This window comes from Streptomyces sp. NPDC059788, from assembly GCF_042732265.1.
Taxonomy (GTDB): Bacteria; Actinomycetota; Actinomycetes; order Streptomycetales; family Streptomycetaceae; genus Streptomyces.
In genome coordinates this window covers 1-19,738 of the sequence record NZ_JBHWHY010000026.1, presented here as the reverse complement: position 1 = coordinate 19,738, position 19,738 = coordinate 1, and the positions used below count along the sequence as shown (strand labels likewise).

The 19,738-nt window shown below is 72.4% G+C and carries 21 protein-coding genes; 12 read left to right on the top strand and 9 right to left on the bottom strand.

The genetic code is table 11. The features are described 5' to 3' along the window. Positions 1-130 precede the first annotated feature (130 nt). Positions 131-1,411, bottom strand: coding sequence for a flavin-containing monooxygenase (locus ACFV57_RS22870; protein ID WP_385235252.1), 1,281 nt, complete (start codon positions 1,409-1,411; stop codon positions 131-133). Positions 1,412-1,558: 147 nt separating this feature from the next. Between ACFV57_RS22870 and ACFV57_RS22865 the strand changes: the two genes are divergently transcribed. Further along, positions 1,559-2,059: an OB-fold domain-containing protein gene (locus ACFV57_RS22865; protein WP_385235249.1), complete on the top strand. Its 501-nt coding sequence runs from the start codon at positions 1,559-1,561 to the stop codon at positions 2,057-2,059. A 67-nt stretch (positions 2,060-2,126) separates the two neighbouring features. Further along, positions 2,127-2,627 carry a GNAT family N-acetyltransferase gene (locus ACFV57_RS22860; RefSeq protein ID WP_385235246.1) on the top strand — a complete coding sequence of 167 codons (501 nt, stop codon included), beginning with the start codon at positions 2,127-2,129 and terminating at the stop codon, positions 2,625-2,627. Between the two features lie 62 nt (positions 2,628-2,689). On the opposite strand, the gene ACFV57_RS22855 is transcribed toward ACFV57_RS22860, so the two are convergent. Next, positions 2,690-3,613: an NmrA/HSCARG family protein gene (locus tag ACFV57_RS22855; RefSeq protein WP_385235243.1), complete on the bottom strand. Its 924-nt coding sequence runs from the start codon at positions 3,611-3,613 to the stop codon at positions 2,690-2,692. A 164-nt stretch (positions 3,614-3,777) separates the two neighbouring features. Here ACFV57_RS22855 and ACFV57_RS22850 point away from each other — a divergent pair, with 164 nt between their 5' ends. Then, positions 3,778-4,347 carry a TetR/AcrR family transcriptional regulator gene (locus ACFV57_RS22850; protein WP_385235240.1) on the top strand — a complete coding sequence of 190 codons (570 nt, stop codon included), beginning with the start codon at positions 3,778-3,780 and terminating at the stop codon, positions 4,345-4,347. Between the two features lie 109 nt (positions 4,348-4,456). On the opposite strand, the gene ACFV57_RS22845 is transcribed toward ACFV57_RS22850, so the two are convergent. The 3 genes from ACFV57_RS22845 to ACFV57_RS22835 are packed head-to-tail and all read right to left on the bottom strand — an operon-like array spanning position 4,457 to position 6,829. Continuing rightward, a complete protein-coding gene (locus tag ACFV57_RS22845; protein WP_385235237.1) occupies positions 4,457-5,212 on the bottom strand; it encodes a pyridoxal 5'-phosphate synthase in 756 nt (251 codons plus the stop codon). Positions 5,213-5,222: 10 nt separating this feature from the next. Beyond that, positions 5,223-6,479 (bottom strand): FAD-dependent monooxygenase, encoded by a 1,257-nt coding sequence (locus ACFV57_RS22840; protein WP_385235235.1) that lies wholly within the window; start codon positions 6,477-6,479, stop codon positions 5,223-5,225. A gap of 59 nt (positions 6,480-6,538) precedes the next feature. Then, the gene (locus ACFV57_RS22835) at positions 6,539-6,829 is read right to left on the bottom strand and encodes a hypothetical protein (protein ID WP_385235232.1); all 291 of its coding nucleotides are present in this window, start codon (positions 6,827-6,829) and stop codon (positions 6,539-6,541) included. 77 nt (positions 6,830-6,906) lie between these two features. Between ACFV57_RS22835 and ACFV57_RS22830 the strand changes: the two genes are divergently transcribed. Both ACFV57_RS22830 and ACFV57_RS22825 read left to right on the top strand, forming a co-directional pair. Then, on the top strand, positions 6,907-7,719 hold the full coding sequence (locus tag ACFV57_RS22830) for a Scr1 family TA system antitoxin-like transcriptional regulator (RefSeq protein ID WP_385235229.1): 813 nt from the start codon (positions 6,907-6,909) through the stop codon (positions 7,717-7,719). A gap of 2 nt (positions 7,720-7,721) precedes the next feature. Then, positions 7,722-7,976 carry a DUF397 domain-containing protein gene (locus tag ACFV57_RS22825; protein ID WP_385235523.1) on the top strand — a complete coding sequence of 85 codons (255 nt, stop codon included), beginning with the start codon at positions 7,722-7,724 and terminating at the stop codon, positions 7,974-7,976. Here the strand turns inward: ACFV57_RS22825 and ACFV57_RS22820 are convergent. Beyond that, positions 7,954-8,643, bottom strand: a complete 690-nt coding sequence (locus ACFV57_RS22820) for a hypothetical protein (protein ID WP_385235226.1) — start codon at positions 8,641-8,643, stop codon at positions 7,954-7,956. The genes ACFV57_RS22825 and ACFV57_RS22820 overlap by 23 nt on opposite strands. A 280-nt stretch (positions 8,644-8,923) precedes the next feature. Between ACFV57_RS22820 and ACFV57_RS22815 the strand changes: the two genes are divergently transcribed. Beyond that, positions 8,924-9,685, top strand: coding sequence for a VOC family protein (locus ACFV57_RS22815; RefSeq protein WP_385235223.1), 762 nt, complete (start codon positions 8,924-8,926; stop codon positions 9,683-9,685). Positions 9,686-9,759: 74 nt separating this feature from the next. On the opposite strand, the gene ACFV57_RS22810 is transcribed toward ACFV57_RS22815, so the two are convergent. Continuing rightward, entirely contained in the window at positions 9,760-10,761 is a 1,002-nt protein-coding gene (locus tag ACFV57_RS22810) for an ALF repeat-containing protein (RefSeq protein ID WP_385235220.1), read from the bottom strand. A 118-nt stretch (positions 10,762-10,879) separates the two neighbouring features. On the opposite strand from ACFV57_RS22810, the gene ACFV57_RS22805 reads away from it, so the two are divergent. Both ACFV57_RS22805 and ACFV57_RS22800 read left to right on the top strand, forming a co-directional pair. Next, entirely contained in the window at positions 10,880-11,677 is a 798-nt protein-coding gene (locus ACFV57_RS22805; RefSeq protein ID WP_385235217.1) for an alpha/beta fold hydrolase, read from the top strand. 52 nt (positions 11,678-11,729) lie between these two features. Continuing rightward, entirely contained in the window at positions 11,730-12,431 is a 702-nt protein-coding gene (locus ACFV57_RS22800; protein WP_385235215.1) for a hypothetical protein, read from the top strand. Positions 12,432-12,584: 153 nt separating this feature from the next. On the opposite strand, the gene ACFV57_RS22795 is transcribed toward ACFV57_RS22800, so the two are convergent. Beyond that, on the bottom strand, positions 12,585-13,697 hold the full coding sequence (locus ACFV57_RS22795; protein WP_385235520.1) for an acetyl-CoA acetyltransferase: 1,113 nt from the start codon (positions 13,695-13,697) through the stop codon (positions 12,585-12,587). 285 nt (positions 13,698-13,982) lie between these two features. Between ACFV57_RS22795 and ACFV57_RS22790 the strand changes: the two genes are divergently transcribed. Both ACFV57_RS22790 and ACFV57_RS22785 read left to right on the top strand, forming a co-directional pair. Beyond that, positions 13,983-15,257, top strand: a complete 1,275-nt coding sequence (locus tag ACFV57_RS22790; RefSeq protein ID WP_385235212.1) for an acyl-CoA dehydrogenase family protein — start codon at positions 13,983-13,985, stop codon at positions 15,255-15,257. A gap of 158 nt (positions 15,258-15,415) precedes the next feature. Continuing rightward, positions 15,416-15,889, top strand: coding sequence for a nitroreductase family deazaflavin-dependent oxidoreductase (locus ACFV57_RS22785; RefSeq protein WP_385235517.1), 474 nt, complete (start codon positions 15,416-15,418; stop codon positions 15,887-15,889). Between the two features lie 244 nt (positions 15,890-16,133). Here ACFV57_RS22785 and ACFV57_RS22780 read toward each other — a convergent pair whose 3' ends face one another. Beyond that, positions 16,134-16,781, bottom strand: a complete 648-nt coding sequence (locus tag ACFV57_RS22780; RefSeq protein WP_385235209.1) for a TetR family transcriptional regulator — start codon at positions 16,779-16,781, stop codon at positions 16,134-16,136. A 343-nt stretch (positions 16,782-17,124) separates the two neighbouring features. Between ACFV57_RS22780 and ACFV57_RS22775 the strand changes: the two genes are divergently transcribed. Together ACFV57_RS22775 and ACFV57_RS22770 are read left to right on the top strand one after the other, a co-directional pair. Continuing rightward, complete coding sequence (locus ACFV57_RS22775) at positions 17,125-17,889, top strand: VOC family protein (protein WP_385235206.1); 765 nt, start codon at positions 17,125-17,127, stop codon at positions 17,887-17,889. A 799-nt stretch (positions 17,890-18,688) separates the two neighbouring features. Then, on the top strand, positions 18,689-19,738 hold a 1,050-nt coding region (locus ACFV57_RS22770; RefSeq protein ID WP_385235203.1), incomplete at its 3' end, for a serine/threonine-protein kinase.

Below are 19,738 nucleotides of genomic sequence, written 5' to 3'. Positions count from 1 at the left end.
GGTGCTGCGGACGTGAGCTGCTTGGGCCTTGCGGACGCCCGCGGCTGGGGGCCGGCGGACGCGGGTGGCCCGGGGCTTGCCTGCGCGCGCCGTCTGGACCTTGCGCGCGCACCGAAGCCGACGGAGCCCCCTATCCACCTCCCGATCCACCTCCCTGTCTCTCCCCCTCATGCACGGCAGCGATGGTGCGGGCGATGCGGCGGGCGTCCAGGGTGAGTTCGCGGAACATGCCGCTGATGGGGTTGGTGTAGCCGGTGAAGTGCAGGCCGGGGGCGGAGGGCAGGGTGCGGGGGCCGTGGACGCGTGGGCGGCCGCGCGTGTCGAGGAGGTCGAGGTGGCCGACGAGGCTGTCGAGGCCGCGCCGGTAGCCGGTGGCGGCGATGACGGCGTCGGGCTCGATCGCGTCGCCGTCCGCGAGCCGTACGACGCCGCCGTCGAAGGACTCCACCGCTGCCACCGGCCGTACCGTTCCGCGCAGTACGGCGTCGATCAGCCCCACGTCCTGGACGGGGATCGCCCCCGCCAGCACGCGGCTGTAGAGCCCGGTGTCGGGCATCGGCAGGCCGTGCGCGGACAGGTCGGGTACGGACAGGCGGCGCATGACGTGGGCCGCCCGGTCCACCGCGCGCGGCGGCAGGCGGCGTACGAGGATGCCCGTCGCCTGGGCGGGCCAGCCCGCCGTCGACCGGCGCACGATGTGCGGGGCGGTGCGGACCGCCAGCCGTACCCGCGCCGCGCCGCCCTCCGCCAGGTCGACCGCGATCTCGGCCCCCGTGTTGCCGGTGCCGACGACCAGGACGTCCTTGCCCGCGAAGGGGCGGGCGTTGCGGTAGGTGCCGGCGTGCAGCAGTTCGCCGGGGTAGTCGTCGCGGCCGGGCCAGTCGGGGAGGTACGGGGTGTGGTTGTAGCCGGTGGCGATCACGACCGTACGGGCGGCCAGCTCGCGCCCGCCGTTCGCGTGCAGGACCCACCCGCCGTCCGTCGCGCGGTCGACGCGCCGCACCTCCACACCGGTGGCGACTTCGAGGTGGTGGTGCGCTGCGTACTGCTCCAGGTAGCGCACCACGTCGTCACGCGCGACCCACCGCCCGTACGCCCGCGGTATCGCGAGGCCCGGCAGTCCGGAGAGGCGGCGCGTGGTGTGCAGTCGCAGACGGTCGTAGTGGCCGCGCCAGGAGGCGCCCACCGCGTCGGCCTTTTCGAGGACGACGGCGCGGACGCCGTGGGCGCCCAGCGCGGCGGCGGTGGCGAGCCCGCCCGGCCCGCCCCCGACGACGTGCACGGGCGGGACGGCGGCGGGCGGGACGGCAGCGGGCTGCGCGGCGCTGGATACGGAGGTGCTGGTTACGGAGGCGCTGGATGCGGGGGAGCTGGATGCGGGGGAGCTGGCGTGCGCTGCGGCGTCCGGCATGCCGGTGAGGGTAGCCGCGCGGCGCACGCGTGTCGCCGTACGAGGCCTTGCCCGTGCCCGTCCCCTTGCGCATCCCGGCCAACATCGATTGAACTGACGGTTCGTCAGAGCAGTGGCTCGGCCGCGAACTGAGGTGGGTGGTCCGCAGTGACACCGCAAGCGAAGCCCGAATCCGGGGGAGCGGCGCCGTCCCCACCCGCCGCTTCCAGGTTCGACCTGCCCGAGACCGACGCGTTCAGCCGCTTCTACTGGGACGCGGCAGCGGAGGGGCGCCTGCTGTTGCGCCGCTGCCGTGCCGATGGCTGCGGTGCGGCGCACCACTACCCGCGCGAGTTCTGCCCGCGTTGCTGGAGCGAAGACGTGGGGTGGGAGGAGGCGAGCGGCAGGGCCACGCTCTACACGTGGTCGGTGGTGCACCGTAACGACCTGCCGCCGTTCGGCGAGCGCGTCCCGTACGTGGCCGCGGTCGTGGACCTGGCCGAGGGCCCGCGGATGATGACGGAGGTCGTCGACTGCCCGGAGGCGGAGTTGCGCATCGGGATGCCGCTGCGGGTGCGTTTCCGTACGGAGGACGAGACCGCGCCCGTCATCCCCGCGCCCACCCCTCCCGCACGCGGCTTCTCCGTACCTGTCTTCCGTCCCGCCTGAACAGAAACGGCTCCTGAACGGCAACGGCCCCCGGAAATTCGCTGGCCCGCCGCCCCGCCCGCCCGCCATGCTGGCCCGCGTGCTGATCCGAGAAGCGACCGCGGCCGACTGGCCTGCCGTCTGGCCGTTCTTCCGCGCCATCGTGGCGGCCGGTGAAACGTACACCTACCCCCGCGACATGGACGAGCCGACGAGCCGCGCGATGTGGATGCTCGACCCGCCGGCCCGCACGGTCGTCGCCGTGGACGAGGACGGTACGGTCCTGGGCTCGGCCAAGATGAACGCCAACCACATGGGCGGCGCGTCCCACATCGCCAGCGCCTCCTTCATGGTCGATCCGGCCCACGGCGGCCGTGGCGTGGGCCGGGCGCTCGGCGAGTACGCCGTCGACTGGGCCCGTACGACCGGCTTCCGTGCCATGCAGTTCAACGCGGTGGTGGAGACCAACACCCGTGCCGTCGCCCTCTGGGAATCCCTCGGCTTCGAGATCATGACGACCCTCCCCGAGGGATTCCTGCACCCCGTCAAGGGCTACGTCGGCCTGCACATCATGTATCAGCGCTTCTGAACGGGTCCGCTCGTGTGCCGGCGCTTCTGAACGGTCCGCGCACCCCGGCCGGCTCGCTCGCTTCAGGCAGTGGCCCGCATGTGCTCCCGCGCCCACGTGTCGAAGCTGGTGAGCGGGAGGCCGAGTTCCTGTGCGTACTGCGGGCGGCCCGGCTGCCCGATCACGTTCAGCCACTCGTGTGCGGCGCCCATCCCCGGCATTCCGGCGGCGACGGCCTCGGCCTCGGTCATGTCCGGTGCGGTCAGCCGCGTGCCCAGCGCGCGCGAGAGGACGTCGGCGATCTCCGTCATGGGCAGATAGTCGCCGGCCAGTTCCAGCTCGACCCCGTCGAAGCGCTCCGGCGCGGCGACGGCGGCGGCTGCCGCCTTGCCGATGTCCTCCACGGCGATCAGGGACAGGTGGGTCGAGGGCTTGAGCACGCTCACGATGCCGCCCTCCACGCCACGCGGGAACAGGAACGCCATGGAGGGGAAGAAGTTCTCCATGAAGAAGGCGGGCTTGAGGAGTGTCCAGTGGGGGAAGCCGGCCGCGCGGACCCGGTCCTGGATCGTGCTCTTGGCGCCCAGGGTGCCTTCCATCACGGCCCAGCGGCCTTCGGCCCAGCCGGGAGCCTCGGTGTGCTGTCCGGCGCCGCTGACCGAGGAGTGTATGAACTGCGGTACGCCTGCGGCCTTCGCGCCTTCGATGAGGTTGACGCCCTGGGTCACCTCCCCGTCGTAGTCGAAGCCGTCCGCGGTCATGCCGGGCATCTGTACGGAAAACACGGCGCGGACGCCGTCGGCGGCCCGGACCACCGAGTCGCGGTCGTGGAGATCGCCGGTGACGAGGTCGACGCCGAGCGCCTCGACGGCCTTGGCCCGGTCGGTGGCCGGGTCGCGCACCAGGGCGCGGACGGGTACGCCCGCCGCGCGCAGGGCGCGGACGGTGGCGCCGCCCTGCCTGCCGGTCGCGCCGGTGACCAGAACGGGTGCGGAGTCTGCGGACATGCTGCTCCTCGGGTACGAGAGGGCTAAACGGCGGGGCCCGCCGTTTCTCTGTCGGTAAGATATGGCGGGCCCCGCCACTTGGCAAACCGCCCCGCGCCGAAAGACCCCGCCCGAGAAGCCCGCCCCCGGTAAAACCGCCGGTCAACCCATACGGAGACGCCCCCATGCCCGACGGACAGCGAGCGGACGCCCGGCGCAACCACGCGCGCATCCTCGCCGTGGCCGAACAGGAGGTCGCCGCCCACGGCGCCGACGCCTCCCTGGAACAGATCGCGCGCACCGCGGGAGTCGGTTCGGCGACGGTGCGCCGGCACTTCCCGACCCGCCGCGCGCTGCTGGAGGCGGTCTCCCGGCAACGGATCGACGCCCTGTGCGCCCGCGCCCACGACCTGGCCGACGCGAGCGACAGCCGGGGCGCGTTGCTGGAATGGCTGGGCGAGGTCGTCGCCTACTCCGTCGCCGCCCGGGGGCTGGCGGCCGCGCTCGCCTACGACGGTGCCGGTTCCGACCCGGCGCACGGGAATTCCTGCTCGGCGGCGGTGGAGGAAGCGGCGGAACCGCTGCTGCGCCGCGCCGTGCGGGACGGCGCGGTGGCGGCGGACGGCGTCACCGTCGCCGATCTGATCACGCTGGTCGTCGGCATCGTCCTGGCCACGGAGCACTACCCCGATCCCGCGGCCCAGGCGGACCGGCTGTTCCGGCTGGCCGTGGCGGGACTGGCCCCGCGGCCCTGAAGAGGACTGGCCCCGCGGCCCTGAAGAGGGGCCGGCCGGCCGGTCAGGCGTCCATGAGGATTACTTCGTACTGCTTCGAGGTGGGCGGGATCGTGCGGAGGGGCGGCGGCTACGGCCAGAGCAGCTCCCGCACCCAGCCCTCCCCGCCCCCGACGCCCACGCCGTCGCCGCGATCACCGTCCCCGCCTTCCCGGCGATAGTTGATCCGTACGTGTCGCCGCCGGGCATCGCCCTGGAAGAACTCGACCTCGTCGGGCCGCAGGACGTACAGGGTCCAGCTGGGTACGGGAGCGGTCGGCTCCCGCTGAGCCCGGTCCCAGGCGGCTTCCGAGGCGCGCTCCAGGTCCGCGTACGAGGCGAGGACTTCGCTCTGGTGGCCCACGAGGGCGGCGGCCAGCGCGCCCGTCGAACGCCGGTGGAGGTCGGCCGCGCTCTCCTCCGGGCCCGCCTCGGTGACCCGCCCCCGTACGCGCACCTGGCGGCCGAGCGCCGCCCAGTAGAAGCCGAGGGCGGCGCGCGGGCGGGCGGCGAGTTCGCGGCCCTTGCGGCTGCCGCGGTGGGAGGCGAAATGCCAGCCGCGCTCGTCGGCATCGTGCAGCATCAGGGTGCGTACGTCGGGGTCGCCGGCCGCGTCCGCCGTCGCGAGCGTCATGGTGTGCGGCTCGGGTACGCCCGCCTCCGCGGCCTCCCGCAGCCACTGCCGGAAGAGGGGCAGCGGGTCGGCCGGGGCGTGCGTGGGGTCGGTGTCGATGCCGGGCAGTTCGCAGTCCCAGACGCGCAGGGAGCGCAGGAGCGCGTGGAAGCGGTCGGCGGCGGCGTCGGCGTTGCCTGCGTTGACTGGACTGTCTGCCGGGTGATCGACCATGCCCGGCAGCCTAATCCGCAGCTGTCGCGGAGGGGGTACAGGCCGGCCCGGGTGCCGGGCCGTCCCGGTGGCCGGTGTACGGCTTCAGGGTGATCGCCTTGGCGCCACGCTGCACGTCCTCGGCGAGCTTCTTCACGACGTAGTTCTTCCACGGCATGTGCGGCAGCAGCCGCATCATCACGTGCCGGAAGCGGATCGTGGCCCTGCTGCCGGGCGTCATCTGCGGTACGAACTTCTCCGCCATCCGCTGGTTCGCCGTGACATACGGGCGCATCTCCGCCTCGTAGCGCGCGAAGGCCGTGCGCGGGTCGCCGCCCGCCGCCAGTTCCCCGGCGAGTACGTACGCGCCCACCAGCGCCATCCCCGTCCCCTGCCCCGACGCGGGCGAGGCGCAGTGCGCGGCGTCGCCCAGCAGCACCACGCGCCCGCGCGACCAGCGGTCCATCTCGATCAGGTGCAGCCCGTCGAAGTAGAAGTCCTCGGCGGTACGGGAGGCTTCGAGCAGCCGTGGCACCTGCCAGCCGACCCCCTCGAACGCGTCCGCCAGCAGCTTCCGCTGTGCGTCCGCGTCGCGGTGGTCGTAGTCCAGCCGGGGCGAGCGGAAGCTCAGCCAGGCCTTTGCGCCGGTGCCCCCGGCCGCGCTGTAGGCGCAGACGAGTCTGCCGGGCGCCATGTAGTACAACTCCTCGCGCGGCGGCGCGAGTTCGTCGGGCACGCTGAACGAGGATATGTACGCGCCGATGTGCCGCAGGTAGCGGGACTCGTCGCCGAAGGCGAGGCGGCGGACGGTGGAGTGCAGGCCGTCCGCGCCGACGACGAGGTCGAAACGGCGCGGCGCCCCGCGTTCGAAGGTGACGTCGACCCCCGCCCCGTCGTCCGCGAGCGAGCGGATCGAGTCGCCGAAGACGTACTCCACGGAGTCGCGGGTGCGCTCGTGGAGGATGCGGGTCAGGTCGCCGCGCATGATCTCGTCGTCGCCGTCCACACGGGCGCCGAAGATGTCGGCGGGCAGCGTGGCGAGACGCCGCCCGTCGCCGTTCACGTACGTTCCGGTCCGCATGTCCGTACTGGCGCGCCGGATGTCCGCCAGCACGCCCATCCGCTCCGCGGCCTCGACCGCGGCGCCGCGGACGTCGACCTTGTAGCCGCCGGTACGGGGGGCTTGCGCCCGCTCGATCACGGTGACGGCGTGGCCGTGGCGGTGCAACCAGTACGCGAGGGCGGGGCCGCCGATACCGGCGCCGGAGATCAGGATTCGCTGAGGCATGGCCCGACTATACGAGCGTCTTATACGCGTGTCTATGACGTTCGTATATCGCGCTTGTTTCAAGGCAGGCGGCGGCCCCTGCTGTCGGCCACGCGGACGGCGTCGCCGAGCGACTCGGTGAGGCGGTTGGTGATGAAGAGCAGCTCCGCGTGCTCGGGGGGCTGGGCCCGGTTCAGCGCCGCGCGCGAATGGTCCAAGAGCTGGACAGCCATGGAGAGTTGCATCTCCTCCAGGCCGTCGGCCAGGTCCGTTACGAGGCCCCGGCCCTCCCCGATCACGTAGCAGGGCTTGCCGTCCTGACCCGCCCATGGGAGCAGGCGTGGCTCCTGGGGGTGATTTTCGGTCGTCATGGCCTTAATGGTCGGCTCGTGTGCGTAGCGTCACCAGGAGTAAGTGGCATACAAGGTGGGTTGTGGGGAGGTTGATCATGGCCGCAAAGGGGGCGGAGCCATCGCCCGCGCGAGTGCACGTCGGCGGGCTCATCAGCTCTTGGCGTCAGCAGGCGGGGATGACACAGAAGGAGCTGGCCCGTGAGACGCACGTGTCGGAATCACTGGAGGGCGCTTACGAGCGCGCGGAGCGCATTCCGAGCGCGGGCTTCCTGATCGAGGCTGATCGGCTCACCGTGGCAAAGGGCGTGCTGGAGTCCTGTGTCAGCCTGATGGAGCAGGAATCCTCGCGTGACCAGTTCCTGGAGTGGAAGGCGTTGGAGGCCGAGGCTCTGAGCCTGAGTGGCTACCAAAGCCTCGTGCTGCCGGGGTTGTTGCAGGCGACCGACTACGTTTCGTCTCTGTTCCGGACTCGTGTACCGGCGTACAGCAAGAGTGAGATCGACCGGCTGGTGGAAGAGCGACTGGCGCGCAAGTCCACGCTCATCCGGGACCCGGCCCCGACGGTGAGCTTCGTGGTCGAGCAGGCGGTGTTCGAGCGGCCGATCGGCGGGGCGGCCACGTTCAGGAGGTGTCTGCTCCACATCGTGAAGACGGTTCGCGAGCTGGATCACGTCATGCTTCAGGTGATGCCCACGAATGTGGACGAGCATGCAGGGCTCAATGGTCCCCTGGACATGCTGTTTTCCCCGGATGGGCGGTACAGCATCTTCATGGAGGGGCAGGGCAAGGGTAGGTTGCTGACGAGGCCGGCTGAGGCCAACCAGTACGCCCAGAGGTTGGGTGCTCTCCGGTCCCAGGCTATGACTCCGAAGAAGTCACTGGAACTGATCGAGAGACTGGCAGGGTGAGTGTGAACGCCGAACTGGCTTGGTTCAAAAGCAGTTACAGCAACCCCGATGGTGAAACGTGCGTAGAGGTGGCGTACGCCTGGCGTAAGTCCAGCTACAGCAGCGAGCAGTCCGCCGACACCAATTGCGTGGAGATGGCCGCAACGGCAACCACCATCCACATACGCGACTCCAAGAACAAAACCGGACCCGGCCTCGCCATACCCCCGGCCGCCTGGGCGGACTTCCTCGGCCTTATTTCTTCGGGCCGGAGCTGACGTACTCCGTGAGGCGTTCGTTCATGGCCTGCATGTGCGCGTCCCAGGAGTAGACCCGCCGCAGGTCGTAGCCGCGCATGCCGGCCGGTTCGCGGATGATCACTTCGCGGCCCGACAGTTCGACCGACAGGGGTGTCACCCCGGCGTCCATGATCTGGGTGACCACCCCGTCCCGCACGGTGAAGGCCCACAGGAACAGAAACGTCTTCCCGGACTCGACCCCGAGCAGCAGCTCGTCCTTGCCGTCACCGGTCATGTCCCGGTACTGCGGCGTCTGTACGGGACACGGCTTCTGCCCGGCGGTCCGGCACTCCTTGATCTTCCTGTTGGTGCCGCCCTCGTCGAGGGCGCCGGTCATGGCATCGACCTTCGCCTTCGCGACGGCGAGGGCCGGGACCTGGTGGATGTCGCCGGACGGCGCCCGCGGCGCGGCGCGCAGCGGTGACGGCCGCTCGGCGGAGTTGGGCTCGTACGTCTGCTGCGGCGCCGGTGTCCGGCCGGGCCACAGCAGCGCGGGCGCCGACGCGCCCGGCGTGCGCCCGGCGCTCTTCGGCTCGCCGCCCCCACCGCACCCGCTCAGCAGCGTGCAGGCCGAGGCCAGGGTGAGCGCCGCGACCGGCAGCGTGACCCGGGCGCGCCGTGCGGCGCCCGGCAGGAAGCGGAGCATCGGTAGTACGTCATTTCCGGTCGGGCCTGAAAGGGCGGTGACGGTCAGGGGTCACACCGCACATGATGTTGTCTGCCCTTTATTGCGGCAATTCGGCGAAGACGTAACGGCATGCCGTAGACGGCGGGGCAGTGCTGTTACAGCCTGCGGCCCGCAGCGCGGCATCCGCAGCTGCCCGGCCGCGGGCCTGTAGGACACAAACTGTCCTACACGGCGCTTAGCGTCTGAGGTACCGGCCCGCGCGGCCACCCCGGCCGCCCCGTACCGCGAGGAGCACGTCATGAGCCGTGTCACCGGCAATCAGCCCGACGGAACGCCCACCTGGATCGAGCTGGCCGTGCCCGACCTGGACCGCGCCATGGACTTCTACGGGGCGCTGTTCGGCTGGACGTACGAGACGGAGACGATGGAGCAGGGGCGGTACGCCGTCGGGCTCGTGAACGGGCAGCGCGCCGCCGGGATCATGGAGCGGACCGACGCGGAGGGCGGCGCGTGGACGATGTTCATGGCGACCGACGACTGCGACGGCACCGCCAAGCGGATCGCCGACGCGGGCGGCCGGGTGCTGTGGGGGCCGGTGGAGATCCGGGACTTCGGGCGGGCCGCGATCGCCGAGGACACCGTGGGCGCGCAGTTCGGGCTCTGGCAGGGGCGTTCCCGGCCCGGCTGCGAGATCGTCAACGAGCCCAACACCCTCGTACGCAACGACCTGGTGGCGCCGGACCCCGGCCCGGCCCGCGCGTTCTACTCGGCGGTCTTCGGTTACACCCTGGACGGAAACCCGGATATGCCGGACGTCGACTTCACCTTCCTGCGCCGCCCGGACGGGCACGAGATCGGCGGGATCATGGGCGATCCGTCGGCCCGGAGCGCGGGGTGGGCGACGCTGTTCGAGGTTGGTGACACGGACGCGGCGGTGGCGCGGGCGGTGGCGGCGGGCGGTACGGCGACCGAGCCGGAGGACAACGTGTACGTGCGGCAGGCGCAGGTGACGGACCCGTTCGGCACCAAGTTCGTGATCGGGGCGCGGCCGTCCTCGTGAGCGGGCGGAGCGCTCCGGCGGGGCCGCCCGGTCACCGGTGAGCCGGTTGCCGGGCGCCCCCGCCGTCGTCCGGATCAGCCGCGCTCGGCGGCGGTACGGCGACGGCCCGCGACCATCAGGCCCGCGCCCGCGGTGAGCGCGGCGGCGGCGCCACCGACGGCCCACGGGGTGGCCGGGCCGACGCCGGTCGAGGCCAGGGCGGCGCCGTGGCCGGCCGACGCCGCGGCGTTGCCGGGCACGGTGACCGAGGTGGTGGTGCCGTAGCTGCCGCCGGTCCGGTCATCGGTGGAGGCGACGGGCTTGGCGCCCTGGCTGCCGTCCTTGGCGGCCTCCTCCTTGGCAGCCTTGTCCGCGGCTTCCTTCTCCTTGGCCGCCTTCTCCTTCTCGGCCTTCTCCTTCTCGGCCTTGTCCTTGGCGGCCTTCTCCTTCGCCGCCTTCTCCTCGGCGGCCTTCTTCTCGGCCGCCTCGTCCTTGGCGCGGGCCTCGTACTGGCCGACGTCGAGGAAGTGCTGAACGGCCTCGGGACCCGCGCGGAGCGCGTCACGGGCGGCGTCCTGCACCGCGGGGCCGCCGATGCTGTAGATCTGCACCGCGCGGACGCGGTTGTCCGCCTGGCGAGCCGTGTACTGGCCCTTCTCCAAGAAGCGCACCCGGTCCTGCGGGGAACCGTTGAGAGCCTCGCGCGCCGCGCCCTTGACGTTCCGGCCGGCGTCCTTGGCCCCGTAAATCCGGGTGATCGCGATGGAGTTGTCGATGTCGCGGGCGATGTACTGCCCGGTCTTCAGGAACTCGCGCAGTTCCTCGTGCGTGCCGAGGAGCGCCTTGTCGGCCGCCTCGATGAAGACGGCACCGGCGTTCTTCTCGCCCATCATCCGAAGGACCGCTATCCGGTCGTCCGCCAAGGACCGGTCCCCCTGCTCCTTCGCCGCCTCGTCCGGCTTCGCCTCCGCGCCCTGGTCCGGCGCCGAGTTGGCGGCGGACGGTGCCTCGGCGGCGACCGCCGGGGAGGAGAACAGTACGGCCGGCGCGATGGCGGCGGCCGCGATGAGGGCCGAGAGACGGGCCTGCTTCTTCATGTGCTCCCACTCAAATTTCCGATAATGCCCAGATAAAAAACCTTTACAGGGTAAGGCGGCGTGAGCCGCCCTTTACGCCCGGGGCCCGGCCACCGCCTCCGTGACTAGCGTGGGCGGCATGGAGATTCCAGAAAGCCCCCGTGATCAGGTCCTCTTGAACGGCCGCCGCCTGTCCTATCTCGACTACGGACCCGCCGCCGGAAAACCCCTCCTCGCCCTGCACGGGCACTTCTCCGAAGGCCGGAGCTTCGCCGCGCTGGCCGCCGAACTCGGCCCGGAATGGCGGGTGATCGCTCCCGACCAGCGGGGCAACGGCGAGTCCGACCGCGCTCCGGATTACTCCCGCGAGGGGTACGTCGCCGACGCGGTGGCCCTCCTCGACCACCTCGGCCTGCCGTCCGCCGTGGTGCTCGGGCACTCCATGGGCGGCAAGAACGCGTACCACCTCGCGGCCCGGCATCCCGGCCGGGTGCGCGCGCTGATCAACGTGGACGACCCGGTGGTCATCACGGACACCGGGCCGAGCGGCATCGCCTTCTGTCTCGACTGGCCGCAGCGGGCGCCCACCCGCGAGGCGCTGCTCGACGGGCTCGGCCCGGCGGCTCCGCTGATCGCGGACTGGCTGCGGCAGGAGCCGGACGGCAGCTGGCGGTTGCCCTTCGTGCCACAGGACGTCGTCGACTCCGACCTGGGCGTACGGGGTGATCACTGGGCGGCCTGGCTGGGCAGCGACTGCCCGGCCCTGCTCGTCCACGGCCGTACGAGCTTCCTGGTGTCGCCGGAGCTGGCCCGGGAGATGGCCGGGCGCCGCCCGCGCACCCGCCGGGTGGAACTGGACGCCGGGCACTTCATTCCGGCCGAGGACCCGGACGGGCTGGCCGGGGCCGTGCGGGAATTCCTCGAAACGCTCCGGTGACCGGGTGGGGTCATAGTGGACAAGGGGGAGGAATTCTCCATAAGGTAAAGAAATGGCAAACTTCGTTGAATGTATAACCGACGCGTCCCTCGCCGGTGAGCTGTGGTGCGGCGACCGCACGGTCGCCGTCCTGACCGCGAGCCCCCGGGGGACCGTGGAAGGTTCGGTCGCCCTGCTGGACTTGGGTGCACTCGATCCCGCGCTGCGCTTCGTCGCCGTACTCGACTGCGCGGACCAGGAGATCCTGGTGCCCCTGCTGCGGGCGGCGGCGGACGAGGCCCGTAAGGGGGGCGGTACGGCTCTGCGGTGGATCACGGAGGAGGAGACGAGCCCCGGCAAGGCCGCGATCGAGCTGAACGCCCTCGAAAGCGGCGAGGTCTACCGCTGGTGGCGGCGCGACCTGCCGGCCGGGGTGCCCGCCGGGGGCCCGGAGGTGCGGCGGCTGCCCGCCGGCGACGAGGGCGAGGACGAGGGGATCGCCTTCCGTATCGGTACGGACGAAGCCTGGTACGACGTCGAGCTGACCGACACCCGCGCGCGCCTGGTCCACAACCGGGAGGCCGACAGCACCGCCGACGCGCTCACGTCCCTCACCTCCGCGGCGCTGTGCGCACTCGACGCCGACCACCCCGGCCTCGGCGCCGCCGAGGTCAACGCGGCTCCCGATGACGAAGAACTCCACGATGCGCTGCGACGGTTGGGCTTCGCGCCGACCAGCGAGCGCGCCGTGGAGTACACCCTGTCGTTCGCGTAGGGCCACGCAGGGGCCGGCCGGCCGCTCACTTCTCGCGCGTACGGTGCGTGCTGCTCGTACGGCGTGCGTTGCCCGCAGGTCGTGTGCTGCTCGTACGGTGCGCGCCGCGCGTATTGCGCGTGCTGGTGGCGCGGTCGAGGTGCCGGCGTCGGGCTACCCCCGCCCCAGCACCAGCGTCCCCGACGAGCAGAACCAGCCGCCCGTGCCCGACGCCACGGCCAGCTCGGGCGGGCTGCCGTCCGGGCGCCGCACCTGGCGGCCTTCGCCCGCCTCGCCGCGTAGCTGCCGTACCGCCTCGACCAGCAGGAACAGTCCCCGCATGCCGGGGTGGCAGGCGGCCAGGCCGCCGCCGTCGGTGTTGACGGGCAGCTCGCCGTCGCGCAGCAGCCGCCCCTTCTCCACGAACGCGCCGCCCTCGCCCTTGGCGCAGAAACCGAGGTCCTCCAGCGTCACCAGCGTCATGTACGTGAAGGCGTCGTAGATCTCGGCCACGTCGATCTCCGACGGGCGCACCCCGGCCCGTTCGAAGGCGAGGCGGCCGGAGACGGCGGCGGGGGAGACGGTGAAGTCGTCCCACTCGGACATCGCGGAGTGCGACACGGCGGTGCCCGAGCCCAGCACCCAGACGGGCGGCCTGGGCAGGTCGCGTACGTACTCCTCGGCGGCTAAGAGGACCGCGCAGCCGCCGTCGGAGCGGACGCAGCAGTGCAGCTTGGTGAAGGGGTCGGCGATCAGCGGCCCCGACAGCACGTCGTCGACGGTGACCGGGGTGCGGTACAGGGCGTCCGGGTTCGCCGCCGCGTTGGCCCGCGCCTGGACGGCGACCTCGGCGAGCTGGGCGAGCGTCGTGCCGTACTGGTGCATGTGGCGGCGCGCGGCCATCGCGTACTTGGCGACGAGTGTGTGGCCGTACGGCACCTCGTACTGGAGCGGGCCTCGGGCGCCGAAGGAGAGGTTCGCCGTACGGCGCCCGGCCTTGAGGTCGGCGCGCGCTGTGGACCCGTACACCAGCAGCACCGCGCGCGCTTGCCCGGCCGCGATGGCGTCGGCGGCGTGCGCGGCCATCACCTCCCAGGTGGCGCCGCCGACGGAGGTGGAATCGGCCCAGGTCGGACGCAGGCCCAGGTACTCGGCGACCTCCACGGGCGCGAGGGTGCCGAGACCGGCCGAGGCGAAGCCGTCGACCAGTGAGCGGTCGAGGCCGGAGTCGGCCAGCGCGCGGCGGGCGGCCTGGGCGTGGAGGGCGTACGGGGTGGCCTCGTCCACGCGTCCGCAGTCGGCGAGGGCGACGCCGGCAATGGCGACCTTGCGGCCGTGGCCGTGGCCGTGTTCGTAGCCGTAGCCGTGGCTTCGGTTGCGGGGGGATGGGCGGCTGGTCCCTGGCGGCATGAATCTGACGGTACATCAGGTTTGTGGGTGCCGACAGGTGTGGTGGTGGGGCCGTGATGGGGTGCTGCCGCATGGCATGGCGAGTGCGCGCGAGGCTGGGAAATGCCGGACGCAGTACCTAGTATGACGGGCCGTCAGCTAACGGCCGGGAGGGGTCCGCCGATGGATGCCGCGTTCACCGAGGAGCAGGACGAGATCCGCCGCACGCTGCGCGAACTGCTCCACAAGCGCTGCGGCCCCGACGACCTGCGGGCCGCCGTCCGCACCCCTGAGGGATACGACCCCGCCCTGTGGCGGCAGCTCGCGCGGCAGCTGGGCCTGCCGGGGCTGGCCCTGCCCGCCGCGTACGGCGGTGCCGGCTGCGGCCCCACCGAACTGGCGCTGGCCTGCGAGGAGGCCGGGCGGGTGCTGCTGCCCTCGCCGCTGCTGCCCACCGCCGTCCTCGTCGCGCCGCTGGTGCAGGCACTGGGCACGGAGCGGCAGCGTGCGGAGCTGCTGCCCGCCCTCGCGGCGGGCGAGCTGACCGGCGCGCTCGCCGTACCCGGCGGGCAGCTGGGCACCGCCCTCGCGCTCACCGGCCGTAACGACGAGGGATGGGCGGGAGGCGGCCGGGCGGGTGGCATCCAGGCGCGGAGGGGCGGAGCGGACGGACGGAGCGGGGCCCCCAAGGCCTCCGGTGGCCCTGGGGCGGACAGGGCGGACGGGGCGGCGGGGGAGTGGCGGCTGTACGGGGAGGCCGCGCAGGTGCTCGGCGGCCACAGTGCGGAGCTGCTCCTCGTGGTCGCGCACACGGGGGGCTACGCGCGAAGCCGCACGCTGCTCTTCGTCGTACGCGGTGACGCGCCCGGTGTGGTGCGGGTCCGGCAGACGGCGATGGACGAGACCCGGCCGCTCGGGCGCGTCCAACTGCGCAATGTGAGCGCCACGTTGCTGGGCGACGGGGGTGAAGAGGGCGAGGGGGACGCGGAGGGGCGGGCGCGGGACGCGCTCGCGCGGGCCGGCGCCGGTGCCGCCGCGGCGCTGGCCGCCGAGGCGGCCGGTGCGGCGGACGTGGCGCTCGGGCGGACCGTGGAGTACGTCCAGGTGCGGGAACAGTTCGGCCGGACCATCGGGTCCTTCCAGGCCGTCCAGCACCGGCTGGCGGATCTCTACGTACAGGTGCAGGCCGCACGGTCGGCGGCCTACTACGCGGCATGGGCGGTGGGCGGCCCCGCCGAGGCCGCCGAGCCCGGCGCCCCCGGCCTCGCGCTCGCCCACGCCCTGGAGGCGCTGCGCGCGGCGGCCGGCGAGGCCATCCAGCTGCACGGCGGCATCGGCTTCACCTGGGAACACGACGCCCACCTCTACTTCAAGCGCGCGGCATGCGACGAACTGCTGCTGGGGCCGGTGCACCTGCTGCGGGCACACGCGGCGGAGACAGCGGGGCTGTTCGGGTGAAGGTGGCGAAGGGGGTGAAGGTGATGGGGCGGGTAAAGGCGTCGAAGAGGGCTAAGGCGGTTGGCCGCGTGGGGGCGTGGAAGCGGGTGAAGGCGGACGGCCGGGGGAAGGCACCGGAGTGGGGGAAGGCGCCGGAGCGGGGAAAGGTGGCCGACGGGATGAAGGCGTACGGCAGGCGGCTGGTGCAGAAGGTGTCCGCGACGCGCGCGTTCGCGCGGGTGGCGCCGTACGTCGTCCCCGGGCTGGACCGTACGGTGCACCGGCTCACCGGCGGCCGGGTGCTGCTCAGCGCAAGCATGCTTCCGGGGGCGATCCTGACGGTTGCGGGAGCCCGGACCGGGCTGCCGCGGCGGACGCCGCTGGCCTGCCTGCCGGAGGACGCCGGGACCTGGCTGCTGATCGGCAGCAACTTCGGCCGCCCCGGACACCCGGCCTGGACGGCCAACCTGCTGAAGAACCCGGAGGCCGAGATCAGTTGGCGGGGCCGGGACATTCCCGTACGGGCCCGGCTGCTGACCGGCGCCGAGCGGGCGGCGGCGTGGGCGGCGGTGACCGGCTTCTGGCCGCCGTACGTCGCGTACCAGGCGCGCGTCACCCGTGAGATCCGGCTCTTCCGGTTGGAGCCGCGCTGAGGGCCGGTGCCAGGGGGGTGCCGGATGGTGGGGGTGCCCGGATGATGGCGGGGCGCGGCGCTGCCGCGGGCCGTGGACGCGCGCAGCGGGTGCCGGCCGGCCCGGTGGGCGGCCAACACCCGCTGCGACGTACAGCTATGGCAGGACGAGCGCGAACGAAGACGGTTCCGTGAGCTGATGCGGGGTGTTTCCCGAGCGGATCTCCGAGCCGGTCTCCGGACGGATCTCCGAGCGGTTCCCCGGGCTACTTTGTGGGCTTTTTCCCGGTGATGCCCAGGTGGACCAGAAGTGCCAGGTTCGGCTTCAGGTCCTGCTGCTTGACACCCCAGCTCTGGAATCCCTTCTGATGGGCGGCGACCGCGGCCAGCATGGCGACGATCGAACCGGCCATCGCGGCCGCGCTGACGTCCTTGTCGACCTTTCCCTTGGACTGGAGTTCCTTGATGGAGTCCGTAAGGGAGTTGGTGACGGCATTCAGGATCTTCATGCGGATCTTGTAGAAACGCTTGTCGCCCTCGGCGGCCCCGAGGTCGACGACGCGCAGGATCGCGTCGTTCTTGCGCCAGAAGGAGAGGAATCCCTCGACGAGTTCCTCGGCCGCCTGCCAGCCGGACTTGCCCACCCAGGAGCGTCCGGCCACCAGGTCGGTCAGGTTCGCGCCTTCCTTGGCCATCTCCTCGGCGATTTCCAGTACCGCGCCCTCGACATCGGGGAAGTACTGGTAGAACGTCGCGGGCGAAGTGCCCGCTTTGCGGGCCACATCGATGACCTTGACGTCTCTGTACGGGGACGAACTGAGCATGTCGCTGAGGCAGTCGAGCAGCTTCTGCCGGGTCGCCTGTCCGCGGCGCCCGGCGACTCTGCCGTCGACGGTCCGAACTTGTCCTGTCATGCCGTCAGCTTACCGAGGGGTGATCGGAGCGCGATTTGGTCGCCTGCAAATGGGGATGCGGGAGTTCGGCCGCATCGGTCCTGGTCGATCCCTTGCACAGAGCGCCGCAGGCGGGTTGCGGCGGTGTCGGGGGCGGTTTGGCCCGAACAAGTGAATCATCTTATCAACAGGCTGTGGACAACTTTTGCGCACCGGCGGACGGGGCTCCGCGGGCGGAAGTGATCCCGTGCGGGTCATTGCCGGTCACCGGGGAATGTCCGGTAATGAACGTGATCGCAGAGAATTGACAGAATGTTCGATTACTGTCCGGGCGCGAAACGTGATCCAGGGCTACTTTGGCCCCATGACTGCATTCGCGGCGGGCGTCCCCTGCTGGGCCGACGTCATGCTGCCCGACCTGGAAGCGGGCAAGCGATTCTACGGAGCGCTGTTCGGCTGGACCTTCTCCGACGGAGCCCCGGAGTTCGGTGACTACACCCAGGCGTTCAAGGACGGCAGGAAGGCCGCCGGCCTGATGCCCAAGCAGGACGGCCGGATGCCCACCGTCTGGAATGTGTACTTCGCGACCCCGGACGCCGCCCGCACCAGCGCGCAGATCCTCCGGGCGGGCGGCCGCGTCGTCACGGAGGCCACGCCCGTCGGCGACTTGGGCACCCTGCTCGTCGCCGCCGACCCCACGGGAGCGGTCTTCAGCGTCTGGCAGGCCGGTACCCACCAGGGCTTCGAGGCGGAGCGCGAGCCCGGCGCGTACGTCTGGACGAGCCTGAGCACCCGCGACCCCGAGCGGGCCGACGCCTTCTACGGCGAGGTCTTCGGCTTCGAGAGCGTCGCCGACGCCCCGGCCTCGGACGAGCGCTTCCGGCCCTGGCGCCCGGCCGGCCAGGAGCGGGAGATCGGCGGCCGGGTCCTCATGGACGCGAGCGCGCCCGCCGAGCTGCCCCCGCACTTCACCGTCTGCTTCCTCGTACCCGAGATGGACGACGCCGTACGGACCACCACCCGGCTCGGCGGCCGGATCACGGTGGAACCGGTCGCCACGCCGGGCGGGCCGTTCGCCGTGTTCACCGACAACCAGGGCGCCGGCTTCGGCGTCATGGCCCCTAAGTAGCGGCTCGCGCCGCACAATTGGGGTCAACGGCAGCTCCCGCTGTCGGGCCGTGGACGGCGCGGCCCGGCAGCGGGCCCATGAGGACTCCCCGGCGTCGGCCAGAGGCCGATCGTCCGCGTGGGGCGGATGCCGCTCGTCCGCGGGGGGCAGCGCGACGACCTTGAAGTACGGCACAGTGGGTACGGCCGCGTCGCAGCGACGACGCGGCGGCACGCAACCGGCACGGGTGCCGGCACACGGGGAGAGAACGGGGACGGGACGCATGACCGGTACGGACAGCAGGCCCGGCGGGCGGCCCCGGCCGCGCGCGGGGCGCGGCGCGGGACAGCCGCGAAGCGGTACGGGCGGCCGGGCGCCGCTGGGGATACCGGCGCGCGGCGCGAGGGCCCGGGCGGCGTGACGGCGGGACGCACGTTCCGGTCCGCAGGCCCTCGGCTCCCGTGACGGCGGGGCGCGGATTCCGGGCCCGGTGACGGCGCGGCGACGGCCCGCCCGCGCGGGTCCCGGTCGTACGGTGTTCGAGAGCTTTCCGGGGGGCCGCACCGGCGCCCGGGAGCGTCCGTACGCACGTATGTGCGCAGGGCCTCGTCACGGCACGTGACGGCACCGGTGCGCACCGCGGAAGCCCGCCGGGACACGACGGGAGCGGCCCCGGGTTCGCAACCGTGGGCCCGGCCAGGAAGAATCAGCACGCGTACGGCCGAATCGGCCAGGCGGTGAGACGCTGCACGGGGCAGTGGCTCTCGGCGGCCACTGGCTTTTGAGAGTCTCTTTAGCCCCACGGGGAGGTGGCAGGCAAGTGGTGGAGCAGCTGACACAGCTGACGCAGCACGATCCCCGGCGGATCGGCCCGTTCGAGGTGCTCGGCCGTCTCGGGGCCGGCGGCATGGGGCTGGTCTACCTCGCGCGCTCGGCGTCCGGCCGGCGCGTCGCGATCAAGACGGTGCGTACGGAGCTCGCCGAGGACCAGCTGTTCCGGGTCCGCTTCACACGCGAGGTCGAGGCGGCCCGCGCGGTCAGCGGCTTCTACACCGCCGCCGTGGTGGACGCCGACCCCCGGGCCGCGGTGCCGTGGCTGGCGACCGCCTACGTGCCCGCGCCCTCCCTGGAGGAAATAGTCAATGAGTGCGGGCCGCTGCCGGCCCAGGCGGTGCGCTGGCTGGCGGCCGGCATCGCCGAGGCGCTGCAGTCCATCCACGGCGCGGGCCTGGTCCACCGGGACCTGAAGCCGTCCAACGTGCTGGTCGTCGAGGACGGCCCGCGCGTCATCGACTTCGGCATCGCCAGCGGCGTCTCCAACACCCGCCTGACCATGACGAACGTCGCCGTCGGCACCCCCGCGTACATGTCGCCCGAGCAGGCCCGCGACTCCCGCAGCGTCACCGGCGCCAGCGACGTCTTCTCCCTCGGCTCCACCCTGGTCTTCGCCGCCACCGGACACGCCCCCTTCCACGGCGCCAACCCCGTCGAGACGGTCTTCATGCTGCTGCGCGAGGGCCCGGACCTCGCCGGGCTGCCCGACGAACTGCGGCCGCTGATCGAGTCCTGCATGCAGATGGCGGCGCCCGGCCGCCCCACCCCCGCCGACCTCCAGTCGCAGCTCGCACCGCACCTGTTCGGCTCCGGCTGCGACGACAGCGGCACGGCCTCGGCCTGGCTGCCGGCCAGCGCCGTCGCCCTCATCGAGGGGCGGCGCGGCGGGCGCCCGGCCACGCCGAAGCCCGTCGGCCGCGGCACCTCCGGGCAGGCCCGCGCCGCCGTGCGCGAGCCCGTACCGCAGTCGCCGCCGCCCGCCCAGCCCCCGCCACCCCGCCCGCGCAACGCCCCGGCGGCCGCCGCGGCGCAGGCC

Excerpts from the sequence above, each read along its gene's own strand:
- ACFV57_RS22845 (WP_385235237.1), bottom strand. The coding sequence starts at position 5,212 with ATGGTCGATCACCCGGCAGACAGTCCAGTCAACGCAGGCAACGCCGAC.
- ACFV57_RS22860 (WP_385235246.1), top strand. The coding sequence starts at position 2,127 with ATGCTGGCCCGCGTGCTGATCCGAGAAGCGACCGCGGCCGACTGGCCT.
- ACFV57_RS22820 (WP_385235226.1), bottom strand. The coding sequence starts at position 8,643 with ATGCTCCGCTTCCTGCCGGGCGCCGCACGGCGCGCCCGGGTCACGCTG.
- ACFV57_RS22785 (WP_385235517.1), top strand. The coding sequence starts at position 15,416 with ATGAAGGCGTACGGCAGGCGGCTGGTGCAGAAGGTGTCCGCGACGCGC.
- ACFV57_RS22800 (WP_385235215.1), top strand. The coding sequence starts at position 11,730 with ATGGCAAACTTCGTTGAATGTATAACCGACGCGTCCCTCGCCGGTGAG.
- ACFV57_RS22850 (WP_385235240.1), top strand. The coding sequence starts at position 3,778 with ATGCCCGACGGACAGCGAGCGGACGCCCGGCGCAACCACGCGCGCATC.
- ACFV57_RS22830 (WP_385235229.1), top strand. The coding sequence starts at position 6,907 with ATGGCCGCAAAGGGGGCGGAGCCATCGCCCGCGCGAGTGCACGTCGGC.
- ACFV57_RS22870 (WP_385235252.1), bottom strand. The coding sequence starts at position 1,411 with ATGCCGGACGCCGCAGCGCACGCCAGCTCCCCCGCATCCAGCTCCCCC.
- ACFV57_RS22780 (WP_385235209.1), bottom strand. The coding sequence starts at position 16,781 with ATGACAGGACAAGTTCGGACCGTCGACGGCAGAGTCGCCGGGCGCCGC.
- ACFV57_RS22790 (WP_385235212.1), top strand. The coding sequence starts at position 13,983 with ATGGATGCCGCGTTCACCGAGGAGCAGGACGAGATCCGCCGCACGCTG.
- ACFV57_RS22815 (WP_385235223.1), top strand. The coding sequence starts at position 8,924 with ATGAGCCGTGTCACCGGCAATCAGCCCGACGGAACGCCCACCTGGATC.
- ACFV57_RS22855 (WP_385235243.1), bottom strand. The coding sequence starts at position 3,613 with ATGTCCGCAGACTCCGCACCCGTTCTGGTCACCGGCGCGACCGGCAGG.
- ACFV57_RS22835 (WP_385235232.1), bottom strand. The coding sequence starts at position 6,829 with ATGACGACCGAAAATCACCCCCAGGAGCCACGCCTGCTCCCATGGGCG.
- ACFV57_RS22775 (WP_385235206.1), top strand. The coding sequence starts at position 17,125 with ATGACTGCATTCGCGGCGGGCGTCCCCTGCTGGGCCGACGTCATGCTG.
- ACFV57_RS22810 (WP_385235220.1), bottom strand. The coding sequence starts at position 10,761 with ATGAAGAAGCAGGCCCGTCTCTCGGCCCTCATCGCGGCCGCCGCCATC.
- ACFV57_RS22840 (WP_385235235.1), bottom strand. The coding sequence starts at position 6,479 with ATGCCTCAGCGAATCCTGATCTCCGGCGCCGGTATCGGCGGCCCCGCC.
- ACFV57_RS22805 (WP_385235217.1), top strand. The coding sequence starts at position 10,880 with ATGGAGATTCCAGAAAGCCCCCGTGATCAGGTCCTCTTGAACGGCCGC.